The organism is Pragia fontium (genome assembly GCF_900638655.1).
Classification (GTDB): domain Bacteria; phylum Pseudomonadota; class Gammaproteobacteria; order Enterobacterales; family Enterobacteriaceae; genus Pragia; species Pragia fontium.
Genome location: NZ_LR134531.1, coordinates 3962038 through 3979888 on the forward strand (window position 1 = coordinate 3962038; position 17851 = coordinate 3979888).

Below are 17851 nucleotides of genomic sequence, written 5' to 3' on the forward strand. Positions count from 1 at the left end.
CACTCGGCATGATGCGGCGGGTTGATTAGGAAAGAGGAATTTCCAGAATCAAAATATACTTCTTCAATTTACTACGGCTGGAAAAACTACGCAGAAATTGGTCGCGCTGATGTTTATCCGCCAGATTGCGACGATACACTTTTCTGGCTTTTCCAGTAGTCTGGTAAAGCCAGATCTCACCTTTATCATTCACATAAATTAGCCCGACGTGATAATGCTGTATGCCCGGTGCTTTGCCAGAGTCACGGTTAAAGCTGACAAGATAGAGGTTATCCGGTTTTAGTCTGGAGGGTAATTCATCCCATGTTTGCTGAGAATGCAGATCGAAACCACGGGGTGAAAACCCGTTGACCTGTGGGTCGTTTTTATCGCGACGTTCGCTGTTGGGGAGAATAAAAGTAGCGGGGGAATCTTGTGCAATATTTAAGATAAGATCCCAGCCAAAGTCCCAGTCTTCACTATAGGGGGAGTTTTTAGTGCTATTCAGTAAACGATCTACCTTGGCGGCGGATACGGTTATATTTTTATCTAACAGAAAGCGTGAGGCTTCAAGAACAAAACCGCTACAGTTCAAACCTGGGGTGGCTAAATAGGTATTAGGCTTAGCAAAAAGCGCATATTTTCCGGTTTCAGTAATTACCCCATCAATCCGATAAGAAATTCCCAATAAACCGTTTAATTTTTTTTCAGGCGTATCTTGCGACTCGATGGGATACTGCATTCCCGCAGGTAATGGGATACTTGATTCGGCGAAAGGACTTGCGGTGATGGTATGGGTAACCAATAGCCCACAGCATAAGCACAAAAACAGCATCCATTTTCTATATTTATTCCTGCTACTGCGGATTAAACTCATTTTTTCCTCAAAATTTTATTGCCGAGTAGTGCTACTGCTGCACCCATTCCATTTGTGCGCCTCAACTTAACATTATCAACTATAGTTGTAGTGAGGAACATACCCATATCATTCAATTGTCAGTGAATATGTTTTGTTTAATCGCAGATAAGACCCGAAGGCATTTTTTTCGTTTATTTCAGTAAATCTCTCATCGTCATAAAACTGTAATAAAGCTGACATTATACTGTCATTAAACGGTCTTATATTTTCGCTTGTACTCATCACCAGTCTGATTATTAACCGAACAGATCCAAACAAATTCCTTCAGGAGGAATGATGAAATTGATACGTACAACAATTGCTTATGGTATTGCCGTCACCGTTTCTATCAGTGCTCTGTCAGCCCTAGCGGCGGAAAATATTACCGGTGCAGGTGCAACGTTCCCCGCCCCGGTTTATGCCAAGTGGGCCGATAGCTACCAAAAAGAAACCGGCAACAACATCAACTACCAGGGAATTGGGTCGTCCGGTGGGGTTAAACAGATTAATGCCAATACCGTCGATTTCGGTGCATCAGATGCGCCTCTGGATGATAAACGTCTGGCTGAAGATAATCTGTTCCAGTTTCCAACCGTCATTGGCGGCGTAGTGTTGGCGGTTAACCTTGAAGGGATTAAATCCGGCCAGCTAACGTTAGATGGTAAAACTCTGGGCGATATCTATCTGGGCACCATTAAGAAGTGGAATGACCCAGCGATTGCTAAGCTTAACCCTGGGGTTAAATTACCAGACCAAAACATTGCTGTGGTTCGCCGTGCTGATGGTTCCGGTACTTCGTTTGTATTTACCAGCTATTTGGCCAAAGTTAATGCTGAATGGAAAGAGAAAGTTGGCGTAGGTTCCACGGTTAAATGGCCAGTAGGTTTAGGTGGTAAAGGCAACGACGGTATTGCTGCCTTTGTTCAACGTTTACCGGGTTCCATTGGCTATGTTGAGTATGCTTACGCTAAACAGAACAACTTGGCTTATACCAAACTGATTTCTGCCGACGGGGAAGCGCTCAGCCCAACTCAAGGCTCATTTAGCGCAGCCGCAGCCGGTGTTGACTGGTCTAAATCATTTGCCCAAGACCTGACCTTCCAGAAAGGGAAAGGTGCATGGCCGATTACATCAACCACTTTTATACTGGTACATAAAGATCAGAAAGATGCGAAACGCGGCGCAGAAGTGCTGAAGTTCTTCGATTGGGGTTATGCCAAGGGCGGCGCACTGGCCAAAGAGCTGGATTATGCCGTACTGCCTGACTCTGTGGTTGAACAAGTCCGTGCCGCATGGAAAACCCAAGTGAAAGATAGCAGCGGTAAAGCGCTTCGTTAATTATCTTCTTGCCCTCTCTCGTTGATGGAGAGAGGGCTAAAGTTTTAAAGAGAGACTCAATGGCGGAATATAAGCCGGTAATGAAAGCTCCAGGAAAACAGGGTGATATTATCTTCGGCGCGCTGGTTAGACTGGCTGCGCTGATTACCCTTTTATTATTGGGCGGCATTATTGTTTCACTGATAATTGCTTCATGGCCCAGCATTCAAAAATTTGGTATCGGTTTCCTCTGGAATAAAGAGTGGGATGCACCCGCCGGAGAGTTTGGTGCGCTGGTCCCTATTTACGGCACCATTGTCACTTCTATTATTGCCTTATTGATTGCTGTTCCGGTTAGCTTTGGTATTGCTCTATTTCTCACCGAGCTGGCACCAGCATGGTTAAAAAGACCCTTAGGGATAGCCATTGAACTGTTAGCGGCAATTCCCAGCATTGTATATGGTATGTGGGGGTTGTTTATTTTCGCTCCGCTATTTGCTGAGTATTTTCAGCAGCCGGTGGGGAACGTAGTCGCGAATATTCCCATTATTGGCACGCTGTTTTCCGGTCCGGCGTTTGGTATCGGTATTTTGGCTGCCGGTGTTATTTTAGCCATTATGATCATTCCCTATATCGCCGCAGTTATGCGCGATGTGTTTGAACAAACGCCGGTGTTATTAAAAGAGTCGGCCTACGGTATCGGCTGTACTACTTGGGAAGTGATTCGGCGGATTGTGTTGCCGTATACCAAAAATGGGGTGATTGGCGGTATCATGCTTGGTCTGGGTCGTGCACTGGGTGAAACCATGGCGGTAACCTTTATTATTGGTAATACCTACCAGCTCGACAGCTTCTCGCTGTTTATGCCGGGTAACAGCATTACTTCTGCGCTGGCTAATGAGTTTGCTGAAGCCGAATCCGGTCTGCATACCGCCGCGCTAATGGAGCTAGGGCTGATACTGTTTGTGATCACCTTTATCGTTCTTTCCTTGTCCAAGTTGATGATTTTAAAACTGAACCGCAATGAGGGGCGCTAAGATGAGCATAATAAATCAATCTGATAGTGCTTTCTCTGATACCAGCCGTCAGCGTATGCAGGCGTGGCGTCGTCAAAAGAATCGGTTAGCGCTGTTTGTCTCAATGATGGCCATGGCCTTCGGCCTGTTCTGGTTAATTTGGATCCTGTTTTCCACCATTACCAGAGGTATTGATGGCATGTCGATGGCGCTGTTTACCGAAATGACACCGCCGCCGAATACCACTGGTGGTGGATTAGCCAATGCGCTAGCGGGTAGTGGCCTATTAATTCTGTGGGCAACGGTTATTGGAACGCCCTTGGGCATTTTGGCGGGGATTTATCTGGCTGAATATGGGCGAAAATCGCTGTTAGCCTCCATTGTGCGCTTTATTAATGACATTTTGTTATCGGCACCTTCCATTGTGGTTGGCTTGTTTGTCTATACCATTGTGGTCACTCAAATGGAGCGCTTTTCCGGCTGGGCCGGGGTGATTGCTTTGGCGCTGTTGCAAGTACCGATTGTTATCCGTACGACGGAAAATATGCTGCGCTTGGTACCGGATACCCTGCGGGAAGCCGCTTATGCTCTGGGTACACCCAAATGGAAAATTATATTATCCCTGACGCTGAAAGCGTCGGTTTCAGGGATAGTGACCGGTGTTTTGTTGGCGATAGCGCGTATTGCCGGTGAGACGGCACCATTGCTGTTTACTGCGTTATCCAACCAGTTCTGGAGCCTCGACCTGAGTCATCCAATAGCTAACCTACCGGTCACCATATTCAAGTTTGCGATGAGTCCGTTTGCCGAATGGCAACAGCTGGCGTGGGCAGGCGTATTGCTGATTACCCTATGCGTTTTATTGTTGAATATTCTGGCGCGTGTGATTTTTGCCAAGAAAAAATACTAAGAGAGACTGTTTAATGAATTTAGTGAGTGATAACTCAACCGATAGCAAAATTCAGGTACGCGATCTGAACTTTTATTATGGGAAATTCCATGCGTTAAAGAATATCTCATTAGATATTGCCAAAAATCAGGTAACGGCGTTTATCGGCCCGTCCGGCTGCGGTAAATCTACCCTGCTACGCACCTTTAATAAAATGTATCAGCTTTACCCTGAGCAAACGGCTACCGGCGAAATTTTGCTGGATGGCAAAAATATCCTTGAGGATAATCAGGATGTGGCGCTGCTGCGTGCGAAAGTTGGCATGGTTTTTCAGAAACCAACGCCATTCCCTATGTCTATTTATGACAATATCGCCTTTGGTGTTCGCCTGTTTGAGCGCCTTCCCCGCACTGAAATGGATGAAAGAGTGCAGTGGGCATTAACCAAAGCCGCGCTGTGGGATGAAACCAAAGATAAGCTTAATCAAAGTGGTTACAGCTTATCTGGTGGTCAGCAGCAACGTTTGTGCATCGCCAGAGGGATTGCTATTCGTCCGGAAGTACTGCTGTTGGATGAACCTTGTTCGGCTCTTGACCCGATCTCTACTGGTCGAATCGAAGAACTGATCAGTGAACTGAAATCAGACTATACCGTGGTGATTGTTACCCACAATATGCAGCAGGCGGCGCGTTGTTCAGACCATACGGCGTTTATGTATCTGGGGGAGCTTATTGAATACGCTGACACCGATATGATGTTCACCGCACCGCAAAAAAGACAGACAGAAGACTACATTACCGGTCGCTACGGTTGATAACGGGGAACCCACATGGAAAACCTTAATTTAGGCAAACATATTTCTGGTCAGTTTAATGCGGAACTGGAACATATCCGTACTCAGGTGATGGTCATGGGTGGGCTGGTGGAACAGCAGCTAACCGATGCTATCAACGCCATGCATCAGGCCGATGAAGAATTGGCTCGGCGGGTGATTGAGGACGACCGTAAGGTCAATAATATGGAAGTAGCTATCGATGAAGCCTGCGTGCGAATTATTGCCAAACGTCAGCCCACGGCCAGCGATCTGCGTTTAGTGATGGCAATAACCAAAACCGTTTCTGAACTGGAACGTATCGGTGATGTGGCGGATAAAATCTGTCGTATGGCGCTGGAAAAATTCTCCCAACAGCATCAGCCATTGCTGGTGAATCTGGAATCACTGGGGCGTCATACGGTACAAATGCTGCATGATGTGCTGGATGCCTTTGCGCGTATGGATATTGATGAAGCAATTCGTATTTATCGTGAAGACCAAAAGGTCGATCAAGAATATGAAGGCATTATTCGTCAGTTAATGACCTATATGATGGAAGATCCACGCTCTATTCCCAGCGTATTAACCGCATTGGCCTGTGCCCGATCCATTGAACGTATTGGCGACCGCTGCCAGAACATTTGCGAATTTATCTTCTATTTCGTCAAAGGCCAAGACTTCCGCCACCGTAGCGGTGATGAAGTTGAGAATTTATTGGCTAAAAAATAATTAATACTCCAACGCCCTTTCCATTAATATGGTTGGGCGTTTCTATTAATTTTGTTTTTTTATCTATTAATCCCCTTCTTATTTATATTCCGCTCATTATTCATTCCGTTATTTGTTTTTTAATTGATTTATACTTTTCTTTTAACTTTTTTTATATGGTTTTTATTTGATTAATTCGTTGTTTTATATCTAAACCTGTTAAATATACCAGTATTGATGGGGTGTCTGGTTGTGTGTTATTTTTTGTTTAACTTATGGGGTTAATTATAATTAATGTTAGTTATTAATGACTTTTTAATAAAACCCTAGCGTTAAGGAATATTAAGCTTTTAATATTAAATAATGAATAGGGATATTATTTATGGATACTGGTTTATATTTCTCCTGTAAAATTGGAAGTCTGTCTGATTCAACTTTTGATGTAGTTGATTTCACGCTGGAAGAAGCATTATCAACCTTATTTAAACTGGAAGTTAAGGTAGCCAGTAACGATGCCAGCATCGATATGGATGGGCAGTTGCTACAGAAAGCATCACTGGTTATCAAGGTTGATGGGCAGGTTCAAAGAACTATTAATGGCATTGTGGCAGAAGCATTCTATGGTGATAGCGGCTTCCATCGCACCTACTACACCTTTACTATTCGTCCTGAGCTCTGGCTGCTTACTTTGGCACAGGATAATCGAATTTTTCACTTCAAATCGATCCCTAATATTTTAGATGAACTATTAAAAAAACATAATGTTAGGGCTGAATCTAAACTGCTCGACTCCCATAAACAGTGGGAATATACCACCCAACGTGATGAAACGGATTATGACTTTTTTAGTCGGCTAGCGGCAGAGGAAGGGATTGTTTTCTGGTTTGAAGAAAATAATATGTTCTATAGCGATAGCCGGACAGGAATGACCGGTGGTGAATATCTACTGTATAACGCGCATGTTCAAAGCGCTAACCGAGAACAGGTAATCCATAAACTCCAGTATGGGGCTAAAATGAAGCCCAATGCTGTTCACCTTAAAGATTATAAATTCTCTCACCCTGATGTTGGGCTGGATTCTAAAGCGAAAAAATCCAGTAAGCGTCCTTTATATACGATTTATGAAAGTTACGGTCGTTATGATGATGATGCTGTTGCTCAGCAATATGCTAAATATCGTTTGGAAGCCTACCAGGCAAATAGCCTGTCAGGTAAAGCCGAAAGTAATAGTATTCATTTAATGCCGGGTAAGATGTTCACGATTGCCGAACACCCGTCAGAGGCGATTAATAGTAACTGGCAGATTGTCAGCATTGTTCATCGGGGAACATTACCGCAGTCTGTAGCAGAAGAATCTTCCGGCGGTACTGCCGCAATAACCAACCAGTTTACCTTTATTCCCGGCTCTGTTGATTGGCGAGCACCGTTTAAGCCCAAGCCAACGGTATTTGGCGATGAAACCGCCACAGTTGTTGGGCCGGCGGGAGAAGAAATTTATGTTAATGAGTTTGGTCAGGTAAAAATTCACTTTCACTGGAATAAATATGATGCGCCAGATGAAAATGCATCCTGTTGGATCCGTGTAGCACAAAACTGGAATGGTGATGGTTTTGGCTTTCTGTCAACGCCTCGGATAGGCCAAGAGGTGGTTGTCTCTTACTTAAATGGTGATATTGACCAACCCATGATCATGGGCACCACCTATAACGGCAAAAACAGTCCTCCGCTAGATTTACCCGCTGCGAAAACTCAGATGTCGATAAAATCGAAAACCCATAAGGGCGAAGGTTTTAATGAACTGCGCTTTGAAGATTCAGACGGCAATCAAGAAGTGTTCATGCACGCCCAGCGCGATATGAATACCAGCGTGCGTAATAACCGCACCACCGATGTCGATATGGACCATACGGAAAACATTGGCCAACACCAGACAATAAACGTAACGGGTAATCAGAGTACCAATGTCACTGGTGACCAGTCGATCGATGTGACCGGCCAGCGAACCGACCACGTGGTTAAAGATGAAACGGTAAATATTGATGCTAATCAGAAGATTACCGTGGGGGCTGACCAAACGATTGACGTTACCGGTAGCCGTACCGATCACGTTAAAGTTAATGAAACTGTGAATATTGATGGTTTTCAAAAGACAGAGATTAAAGGGTATCAAACGGTTGATGTGACTGGTTACCGAAATTTGACGGTGACCGGAGCACAGACAACAACTTATAAAGCTACGCATACAGTAAATATAACGGGAGTACAGACCATTACGGCGAAGTCGGCCAGAAATCTGACGGTGAATGGTTTATTTACCGAAACATTGACTGCTTCTCATCAGGTGGATGTAACCGGTAATCAAAAAATTGATATCAGTGCTTTGTTAGATACCCATGCTCAGAAAATTATTATGAAAGGTGATACTGAAATCACGATTGAGTGCGGGTCGTCAAAAATCAATATGACTTCCGGCGGGAAGATTGATATCAGCGGAGTGGATATCACGATAGATGGTAAGAACATTACCGAAACGGCATCGGCCAAACATAATATTTCTGCTGCCAAAGTTCGTTCTAATGGCTCATCGGAAAATATTGTTGAAGGTGGCGTTGTGAAAATTAACCCATAAGGAAGTGTGTTAAATGGATCCTATTCGCCCAACCAACTCTGTTGAAAGAAGAATGCTGAAAATCAATGATGATTGGCGGTATTTTACTGAGCAAACAGATGCCAAATTACTCTATTGGCAATTACCTGAAGCCGATCATGCCCTGTTAAATACCTTTTTTCAGGTTCAGGGAGAATATGCTCGTGGGGTACAGGTGTATGCCGGTGAGTTTAACAATGCCTTACAATACGTTACCGATACGCTTAATCAGCTTTACCATTTTTATGATGGTAGAAGAGAGGGGGCTCTTGCGCAGGGAATCAACGCAAACTGGATTTTGCCTGAACGAGAAAGTAACGAAACGGATATCAATTATTTATTCCGAGTATTATCTGAATTGTCTGCTTATCATCCTGATATTTTTACTTTTTTTACTCTGGTTTTAGTTCCTTATCAGGTGACTTCTTACACTTTATTTAGTGAGTGGATTACTGAACTTATCGCCAAAATGCACACCAACCGCTGGATAACCGAGCATGTGCGTATCGTATCATTTGGTGAACAAGGGGACTGGTTACAGCCGTTGATGAAAAGCGATCCAGATAATATCTGTTTTTTACAGCGCGACTATCAGTCAAAAAATATTCCTCGTGAGCTATTAGCGGAATCGTCAGATCGAGGTGCGGGAGCCGATTTCCGACGTATTTTTATTGAATTATTCAGCGTAGTGAAAGATAAGGATCCAAAAAAGCTCGCTAAATTAGTTGAGCAGGGAATAAATATCAGCCAAAAACAACGCTGGTTTGATCAAATGGTGGTTATTCAGTTAACTGCCGGGGCAGCGTATTTAAGTTGGGGTGATGATAAACAATCGCTGCACGCCTACCAACAAGCGGTTTTTGCCGGAGAGCAAGCCATCAAAAAGCAGCATCCTGCTGGGGAAAAGCTCGTCGCCAATGCTTTATTTGGCATGGCCAGCGTTTACTTAAAGAGTAAGTATTATCAGGATGCCGCCCAGTGTTATCAGTTAATCCCTCCATTCACCATAAAAGCCGAAGATTATATTCTGACCGTTGAAGCTTGGCGGATGGTGGCATTTTGCTGGCAGAACGCCAAAGAAAAAGAACAAGCGATTCAGGCCGGACTGCAGGCATTAGAGAGTGGATTGTTTCTGGATGAACCTCTGCGGCTTAACAGCAGTTTACCTATAGCAGCCAACTCACTACTTGAGGTGATACCTGATAATCATCAATGTATTGATGATATGGAGGAAAAGCTTCAGCAGCTATTTGGTGAGGATTGGTCAGAGATACTGGCTTCAACACACGACGTCGGTTCAAACGGCGATAACAACGTATAATAAAAGGATTTATTTATGTTACATGTTGTCAAACATCTCGATCCGGTTATTGGCCTTGATGTTCATACGGTTTTTATTCCCCCTAGCCCCACACCAGTGCCTATTCCTCATCCCCATGTGGGCGCTGTACTTGATTTGCGTGAACAGGTTAATGCAATTTGTCCGGCTATTGCTAGTGCGGTTAGTTTTGTTGAAGCCAGAGCTGGGAAAGTAAGCCAGTTAGCTAATCTGGCAAAAAATCCTAAGGCGGCTTTAATTGGGATGGCTTCTTCAGCAATCGGTAATGCGGTAGCGACAGCGGTATGTGGTGCTCGTGAACCTGGGGGCAATGAGCCGGTTAAAGTGAACGGTATTCTACGTGCAACCGTAGGTACCCATTCATTTCATATTCCCGGATTGCATTTTCCGTTAGGTACCGGTTTTGGCCCACCGGATCCGCTTCCTTCTCAGGATGCGGAAGCTTTTATGGGCAGTAAGACCGTATTAGTAAACGGCGATCCGCTTTCTTATGCTGCTTTGCCATCCATGAGCTGTTGGTATGTGGGATTACCGCCTGGGGGCAAAAATTCGCCACATACAAATCGATCCCATAAATCTTTGCCGACTTCAATACAGCTTCCTATTCCTTTAGGGCGACAGGTATTGGTGGGTGGGACACCAGTGCCGGACATGTTTGCGATTGTTGCGGGACTGGCTGCAGCTTTAGCTGCTAAAGCGATGTCTGCGGCATCCAGCAAAGTGCAGAAAATGGTGAATAATAGAAAAAATAATAAAAAGTCACCGAATAATAAAACCGAGAATGAATGTAAGAATGACCCGGTTAACGTTGTAACGGGCGAAGTGGTGGTTGAGGATTTGGACTTTGTGGTATCTGGTCGGGTACCGTTGGTTTGGGCGCGAAGCTATGCGGGTCAGTATGAGACCGATGGTCAAATAGGGCACAACTGGGAAAGTCTAGCGGATACTCGGCTGGAGGTGAGTAAAGAAGATAACCAATTGGTGGTGGTGGCGACCTTTTGTGATTATGAAACGGCATTTGGTGGTTTTCCACTTGATGAGGGATGGGAACATCGTATTTACGATGGGCAGAATGGCCATGCGTTGTATTTAAGCGATGGTCATTTAATCTTGCGCACCAGTAAGCAGCAGGAATATATTTTCCCAGTCAATCAGCATACTTTGCATCAACAGCTTATTGCGCTAAAGGAAACGGAGATACTGACCTACCATTTGTCCAAGTTGTTAGACAGATTGGGGAATGGCTGGCTGTTTGAGCGTAACGATAATCTAATACTCAGACAAATTACGGAAGTGGGCTTAAATCAACCTACCGGGCGTTACATAGAATGTATTAGTAATGCAGAAATCACTGGTGTACCGAGATTAACCGATTTAATACTGCGTTATTCAAGTGAACAATCTTTCGCCCATACGCTGGTGCAGTACCGCTATGATGATGAAGATAACTTAGCTGTGGTTATGGATGCTAACGGTCATCCTTATCACTATCGTTATTCTGCATCGCACCTGATGATACAGCATACTAATCGTACTGGTTTTTCATTCTACTATCAGTATGAACCTCAATCTGATGGCATTGAGCGTGTAGTTAAAGCCTGGGCGGATGATAACAGCTACGGTTATCAGTTTGTTTATCATCTGGACCGACAGGAAACCCTGACAACGGATTCGCGTGGGTATACGGAAACTTTGCAATATGATGACCGTAAGTTACCCATTGTCTGTATTGATGCATTAGGCGGTGTGACCAGCTATGAATATGATGGATTATGCCGGTTAATTGCGGAAGTCGATCCTATCGGTGGTAAAACAGAGTGGATCTATGATGCTCAGGGCCGCATTATTGAAGAGTGCTACCCTGATGGCGCTACGCTGAGTATTACCTATGATGAACAGGATAACCCGATCTCAATCAGCGATCCGTTATCTAATCAGTGGCAACAGCAATATGATGATGTCGGGCGTGTCACGGCTCAGTTCACACCGACGGCGTCAGAAAAGCGTTATCAGTATGATCAATACGGCCATCTGGCTAAGTCGGTAGATGGTGAAGGACATGAAACAACTTACCGTTATGATGATTTTGGCTTCTTAATTCAACTGACCGATTCGCTAGAACAACCTCTCTATTTTAAACGCGACTATTTAGGCAATATTACTGAACGGATTATGCCGAATGGTGAAGTCACCCGTTATTTATATGATAACGAAGGCTTACCGGTTTATTGCCGTTATCCAGATAACCGAACCATTGCCTGTCAATATGATAAGGCTGGTCATCTGGTTAAATTTATTGAGAATGATCGGATAGAGACTCGTTTTAGTTATTGGGGAGTTGGGTTACTGACCGAGCGTATCAACCCTGATAACAGCATGGTACGTTATCACTATGACACTGAAGGCGATTTGGTGGCGGTAGAAAATCAGAAAGGGGAAAGTTGGCAGCTAAAACGGGATGAGCTTGGGCGCCTTATTGAAGAAGTAGACTACTGGGGGAAGAGCCGACATTATCGCTATAACCAAGCAGGACACTTGCTGGAAAGCCTTGATCCGCTGGGTAATCGACTGGCGATTGTTTGCGATAAAGTTGGGCGTATTTTGTCGAAAATTGCCAATGATAATCCAGACAGTGAAGAAACCTATCGTTATGATCCGCGTGGTTATTTAACTCAGGCCATTAATCAATCGAGTGATATAAAGCGTATTTATAATGCTGATGGTTTATTAATAAAAGAAACTCAGCAACAAGCGGATATCAACGCGGAACTCGACTATCGTTATAATCGCTGCCACCAGTTGATTCACCAATCACACCAAATCCGGGGACGTGAGCGGCTGTGCTTTGAGCAGAATATTGACTATCAATATAATCAAGCTGGTCAATTAATTGCTCAGCAGGTGGATGATCATGAGCCTATTCAATTTAGCTACGATCGGAATGGCCGACTGATCCAACAACAATTCAACAGTACGCTGGCAAGTACTTTCTCTTATAACCAGTCAGGTCAGATACAGCAGCAGAGGTTGAGTCACTCAGAACAGCAGATTGATAATATTGATTATTACTATGACGATCAGGGAAATTTAATTCGTCGGGATGACGTGCTGATAGGCGTCGATCGCTACCAATACGATCGAGCTGGGCAAATTGTTGAGCATACTGACCCGATGAATAAGGTTAGTCGGCTGGTTTATGATGTTGCCGGTAACCGCTATCAGCCTAAAGAGAGCGGAGATGAAGGACGTCATATTGAGTTTAGTGGGGATATTCATTATCGGTTAGATAATGCCGGACAGCTGGTGTATCGACATACACCGGAAAGCAGCTATCAGCTAAGCTGGGATGAACTGGGTCGACTAACCACGGTGATAAAAGGGGATGAGAAATACGCTTATCAGTATGATGCTCTCAGGCGGCGGGTTAATAAACGCTTATACAACGCCCAAGGACAATTAAGCAAAACGGTCTATTTTCTGTGGGATGGTGATGCGTTAATCGGGGAGGTGGAGGTAGCAGAGAATGTTTCTTCCTCAGCACAGCAAACGGCTCAACTAACCTTTTTTGTGTACCATCAAAATACCTTTATTCCATTAGTATTGCAGAGTAAACAGCAAGGTATAGGTAGTCTGGCGCCACCAAGAGAAACGGGTTACTACTTTTACCAGAATGACCCAAATGGTATGCCACTGCGGCTGAGGGATGAACAGGGTGAAATAGTTTGGTTGGCACACTATACCGTGCTGGGACAAACGGACAGGTTGGAAGCCATTAAGGTTAAACAACCTCTAAGGTTACAGGGTCAGTACTTTGATGAGGAAAGTGGTTTACACTACAACCGTCATCGATATTATGACCCGCAGACGGGAATATTTATAAGTCAGGATCCTATTGGATTACTGGGTGGATTAAACCCCTATAACTATGCTCCGAATGTGCTTGGGTGGGTTGATCCGTTGGGGTTGGTCTGTGATGCACGTTATGAAAGATATAAGGATTTTAGAGCTCAAGGATATACAGCGGAAGAAGCTGCGAAGCTTTCTAAATTAAATATGACTGATCAACAATTAGTTCAAAATATTGCTGATATTTCAGAAAAACGTGGTATACAAAATGGCTTAAAACCCGCAGGGGGAGGGCATGTGCAAGGGTCGAAAAAACATAACGAAGCTGATAACATAATGCAGGATTATAAAAATATTACAGGGGAAAAAACAGACTTAGTTACAGAACAGCCGTATTTGAATGGGCAACCAATAAACAATCGAGAAAAAGGGAGCTCTGTTCCTGACGTATATAATACAAAAACAGGTGATGTTTATGATTATAAGTATACAAAGGATCCAAACAGTCCAATTCCAACTAGCCAACAGAATAAAAATACGCAGAATCTACCTAAAGTTGGTTCTCAGACAGCGGTGCATCCGAAATAGAAGAAAATATTATGAATAATATATTGAGTCAAAAAGAAAAAAAAATTATTTTTAATGATTGGAGGAGTAATCTTAAGGTATATACTCCCAATAAACCGATGCATTTATTAAAAAGAAATGGACCTATTTTAACAGGAATATATTTTCGTATAGTTTATGGAAAACAACATTACTCTCCTGAGTTTCATACACATTCATTGTTTTGCTCGTTCCCTGTTATTACATCAACATCTACCGTACAGTTAAAAAATAATAAAGGAGCAATAGAGTCATTTAGCTTTTTTGAACATGAAAAAAATTTTGATAGCATCATTGAACGCTTTAAGGGAATGAGCCAAATTATTTCTGAGGGTGAAATTAGTTGTTCACAGCTGATAGAGATTTATGAACATGCTTTTCATAACCCATGTGCGACCCCTTATCAGTTTCAATTGTTAATGGATCATGTTTTAGTTCTGTGGTGGTGTGAAAAATTTGAATTGGCAGAGGAAAAATTAGAGCAATATAAACCAATTATAAAAAAATGGGAATTAGAGGGAGTTAACATTAAATATAATGATTGGCTAAGTAAAATTGAAAGTCTTATGAACAAAAACATTATGGAAAAAATAATAGAGGAAGAGGTAAATAAATTTAAATTAATTGAACTAAAGGATTACGGATTAATTTGCGATGGTTAGTTTTTAATTAATTCTAAAATGATTTTGATCAAACAGGCTAGTTAATTTATCAGCAGGTGTATGACCATACGCCATTGTAGTTTGGTTTTGATGAGATTTGTCGTCTGACTCGACAACAACAAAGTAAAACTCCGTCAGTTTCATTTGAATATACATAATCTGCTTAGCTAAAGCGTTAGAGAGAGCGAAGAACGCAGTGACCGGCTGGACTGGGATGAAAACGAGTGCCTGAGTGATTTTTACGGGAGTATCGTTACGATGCTCTGTGGCGGAAGTGAGTTTTGCTCCGCTATCAGATAAAACAGAAGCTAAACTGGATGCCCGCTTCTTTGTGTATTATCTGAATACCTTTGAACCGTTAATTCTTCAGTGCAAGCAGCAGGGTATTGGCAGTCTGGCTCCGCCAGACGAGACAGGGTATTACTTTTATCAAAACGACCCGAACGGTATGCCGCTGCGGCTGCATGATGCACAGGGTGAAATTGTCTGGTCAGCCCACTATACTGTTTTTGGTCAGACCGACAAACTGGATGAAATCAAGGTTAAACAACCGCTGCGTTTGCAGGGGCAGTATTTTGATGAGGAATCGGGGCTTCATTACAATCGTCATCGGTACTATGATCCGGCGACTGGGGTGTTTGTTAGTCAGGACCCGATAGGGCTGGTTGGGGGATTAAATCCGTATCGGTATGCGGCGAATACCTTCGAATGGTGTGACCCATTAGGTCTCTGGAAGAAACATCGTAAAAATGGGCAATTTGCGAAAAAACCAGGGCGTAAAAAGAAGAAAACGTGTAATTCTGCGCATGGTAATAGTCACGATACTGATAAACCAGCGGAAGGTTATACCTTACGCGATCGTGATTCTGGAGATGTCGCAAAATATGGTGAAACCACTCAAGGTGATAAGCGATACTCTCAGAAATATTTGGATGATAATAATGTAGATATGTTCTTTGAAGAAAAAGGAACTAAGAAAGAAATGCACTCTTGGCAGCATGATAAGATATTAGATTATAAGGCTAATAATGATGGCGAACGCCCTCGACTGAATAATTCGGACTATTAAATTATGAAATTATGGATATCATCTGAAGCTGATGTTGATGTTGCAGAGTTATATAGAGAGACAAGGATATATATCGAAAAAGAAGTCAATGATCAGTTGGGTGAAGTTAAAGTTGATAATTTATATGAAAAGTGGGCTTTTATTGCCATGATTCGTGAAAATAAAGGTTGGGCTGATGAAATTGCTAAGCGACATGTGAAGCGTAAAGTTTTGGAGTTTAGACTAAAGATCGAACATGATGTTTTTTTGAATGGTGACTTTAATGCCAGAGCTAATCTATTTTTAGATTCTTTACGTCTTTCAGTCGATAAAATGGAAAGGCTAGGTATTTCATCGGATGATAGAAATAAATTATATTCAGTTTTAGAGAGTGTCAGAAACGACTTGTAATCAATTTTCTTAAAAAGCCAGAGTGATCCCTAAAAGATCTTCTGGCTTAGTTATTTAGGTTATATTTATACCTGATACTCTCTCTGAATAACTAGCCGCCCCTGCTCAACGGTGACGGTAATAGCCTGCCCGGAGAAAAAGCCCAGTTCTTCCAGCCAGCGGCCTTTAATATTAATCGCCGGTGGTGGGTTGGGCTTACCGTTTTGCGGGACGTATCCAACAGTGTAGTAACGCTCTGTTTTAACTGCTTTATTTACAGTAGTGCCTTACTTAGAATGTGCCTTAGCCATATTCAACTTCTGTGAATAAATTGGCCGTTTAACCCGCCAGCAGCAGAGTGAAGCTCTGTCAGTTTCATTTGAATATACGCAATCCGGTCAGCTAAAGCGCCAGAGTCTGCATCGAACAGATAGTATTCACAGTGACTATATTGAATATCATTATGACAGCGCCGGAAATCTGGTGATGCGTAATGATAGTCGGTCAGGTACTGATAATTATCACTATGATGTTTTGGGTCAGATAACAGAACACAGTAACCCGATGGGGAAAATCCAGCGCTATGTGTATAGCGCCAGCGGTGACCGATTTGTGGAAAGTACCAGCGTAGACGGTGAAAGGGAGCTGACGTTTAATGATGGGGTGCGTTACCGGTTAAATCAGGCAGGACAGCTGGTGGCCAGAGAGAGCGAAGCACGCAGTGATCGGTTGGACTGGGATGAAAATGAGTGCCTGAGTGATTTTTACGATATTGGTGAGCGGGAGCCTCGCTATCAGTATCGTTATGATGCACTGGGTGAAATTGTTTGGTCAGCCCACTATACATATCATCCAGATGCTGGCCCTATGAAGCAAGTCCCTGCTTTAACCGCTAAATCTATCCAACACCACTCCAACAACCTCACCTCCGCAAACAAACCTGCGGTACCCCACCATCTTCCGGATGATGGCAAACGCATAAGTCCGCCTGATACCAGCGGGTGAGCAGTTCATTATTCAGGACTTCTGCCGGTGTACCACAGGCCACCAGTGAGCCTTGATGTAACATCAGAATGCGATCGGAATACAGCGCTGCCAGATTTAAATCATGCAGCACGGTACACACGGAAAATGGTGCCTGACGGGTCATCTGTTTAAGCAGGCGTAGCGTTTGCTGCTGGTGATAGAGATCCAGCGCTGATGTGGGTTCATCCAGAAACAGCAGGCGTTCTGTCGGTGAAGGTTGCCATAGTTGACACAGTAAACGGGCGAGTTGAACCCGCTGTTTTTCTCCGCCGGATAGTTGATTGTAGCTGCACTGTAATAACGCGCCGCATTCAGTGATATCTACGGCATGGCTAATTGCCTGCTGATTGAGCTGTTTATGACCGTGATAAGGGGCTCTGCCCATTGCGATCACCTCCTGCACGCTGAACGGAAAAGATAATCCGCTATGCTGGTTCATCACGCCACGAACTTTAGCCAGTTCCTGATGTTTCCACTGGCTCAGGCTGCGGTTTTGCAGCAGGCAATCACCGCTGTCAGGCCGTAGATAGCCGGTCAGAATGCGTAATAATGTGGACTTACCCGCGCCGTTGGGGCCGATTATTGTCATCAGTTCACCGGGTTTTAGCGTCAGGGAAACATGATTGATAATTGGTTTATTTCCCTGACCGTAGCTCAAATCCATCG

The 17851-nt window shown here is 43.6% G+C and carries 14 protein-coding genes and 1 pseudogene; 12 read left to right on the forward strand and 3 right to left on the reverse strand.

The window, feature by feature from the left end; translation table 11 throughout:
* Positions 1–25: 25 nt before the first annotated feature.
* Positions 26–856 carry a hypothetical protein gene (locus EL341_RS17170; RefSeq protein ID WP_126468197.1) on the reverse strand — a complete coding sequence of 277 codons (831 nt, stop codon included), beginning with the start codon at positions 854–856 and terminating at the stop codon, positions 26–28.
* Between the two features lie 318 nt (positions 857–1174).
* Here EL341_RS17170 and pstS point away from each other — a divergent pair, with 318 nt between their 5' ends.
* From pstS to EL341_RS17225, 11 genes are all read left to right on the forward strand, one after another.
* Entirely contained in the window at positions 1175–2215 is a 1041-nt protein-coding gene (gene pstS, locus EL341_RS17175) for a phosphate ABC transporter substrate-binding protein PstS (protein WP_074824950.1), read from the forward strand.
* A 59-nt stretch (positions 2216–2274) separates the two neighbouring features.
* Entirely contained in the window at positions 2275–3231 is a 957-nt protein-coding gene (pstC, locus tag EL341_RS17180) for a phosphate ABC transporter permease PstC (RefSeq protein ID WP_047779420.1), read from the forward strand.
* Position 3232: 1 nt separating this feature from the next.
* Complete coding sequence (pstA, locus tag EL341_RS17185; protein ID WP_047779421.1) at positions 3233–4120, forward strand: phosphate ABC transporter permease PstA; 888 nt, start codon at positions 3233–3235, stop codon at positions 4118–4120.
* Between the two features lie 13 nt (positions 4121–4133).
* On the forward strand, positions 4134–4913 hold the full coding sequence (gene pstB, locus EL341_RS17190) for a phosphate ABC transporter ATP-binding protein PstB (RefSeq protein WP_047779422.1): 780 nt from the start codon (positions 4134–4136) through the stop codon (positions 4911–4913).
* A gap of 15 nt (positions 4914–4928) precedes the next feature.
* Positions 4929–5642 carry a phosphate signaling complex protein PhoU gene (gene phoU, locus EL341_RS17195; protein ID WP_047779423.1) on the forward strand — a complete coding sequence of 238 codons (714 nt, stop codon included), beginning with the start codon at positions 4929–4931 and terminating at the stop codon, positions 5640–5642.
* A gap of 361 nt (positions 5643–6003) precedes the next feature.
* Positions 6004–8250, forward strand: coding sequence for a type VI secretion system Vgr family protein (locus EL341_RS17200; protein ID WP_126468198.1), 2247 nt, complete (start codon positions 6004–6006; stop codon positions 8248–8250).
* A 13-nt stretch (positions 8251–8263) separates the two neighbouring features.
* On the forward strand, positions 8264–9589 hold the full coding sequence (locus EL341_RS17205; protein ID WP_126468199.1) for a tetratricopeptide repeat protein: 1326 nt from the start codon (positions 8264–8266) through the stop codon (positions 9587–9589).
* A gap of 15 nt (positions 9590–9604) precedes the next feature.
* A complete protein-coding gene (locus tag EL341_RS17210; RefSeq protein ID WP_126468200.1) occupies positions 9605–14041 on the forward strand; it encodes an RHS repeat-associated core domain-containing protein in 4437 nt (1478 codons plus the stop codon).
* Between the two features lie 11 nt (positions 14042–14052).
* Complete coding sequence (locus tag EL341_RS17215; protein ID WP_126468201.1) at positions 14053–14721, forward strand: hypothetical protein; 669 nt, start codon at positions 14053–14055, stop codon at positions 14719–14721.
* Between the two features lie 265 nt (positions 14722–14986).
* Positions 14987–15790 carry an RHS repeat domain-containing protein gene (locus EL341_RS17220; protein ID WP_232036577.1) on the forward strand — a complete coding sequence of 268 codons (804 nt, stop codon included), beginning with the start codon at positions 14987–14989 and terminating at the stop codon, positions 15788–15790.
* Positions 15791–15793: 3 nt separating this feature from the next.
* Positions 15794–16180, forward strand: a complete 387-nt coding sequence (locus EL341_RS17225) for an Imm44 family immunity protein (RefSeq protein WP_074825160.1) — start codon at positions 15794–15796, stop codon at positions 16178–16180.
* Positions 16181–16245: 65 nt separating this feature from the next.
* Here EL341_RS17225 and EL341_RS17230 read toward each other — a convergent pair.
* Positions 16246–16470: pseudogene (locus EL341_RS17230) on the reverse strand (SymE family type I addiction module toxin).
* A gap of 172 nt (positions 16471–16642) precedes the next feature.
* Between EL341_RS17230 and EL341_RS17235 the strand changes: the two are divergent.
* On the forward strand, positions 16643–17164 hold the full coding sequence (locus EL341_RS17235) for a hypothetical protein (protein ID WP_126468202.1): 522 nt from the start codon (positions 16643–16645) through the stop codon (positions 17162–17164).
* Here the strand turns inward: EL341_RS17235 and EL341_RS17240 are convergent.
* The gene (locus EL341_RS17240; RefSeq protein WP_408634906.1) at positions 17082–17843 is read right to left on the reverse strand and encodes a heme ABC transporter ATP-binding protein; all 762 of its coding nucleotides are present in this window, start codon (positions 17841–17843) and stop codon (positions 17082–17084) included. The genes EL341_RS17235 and EL341_RS17240 overlap by 83 nt on opposite strands.
* Positions 17844–17851: the final 8 nt, after the last annotated feature.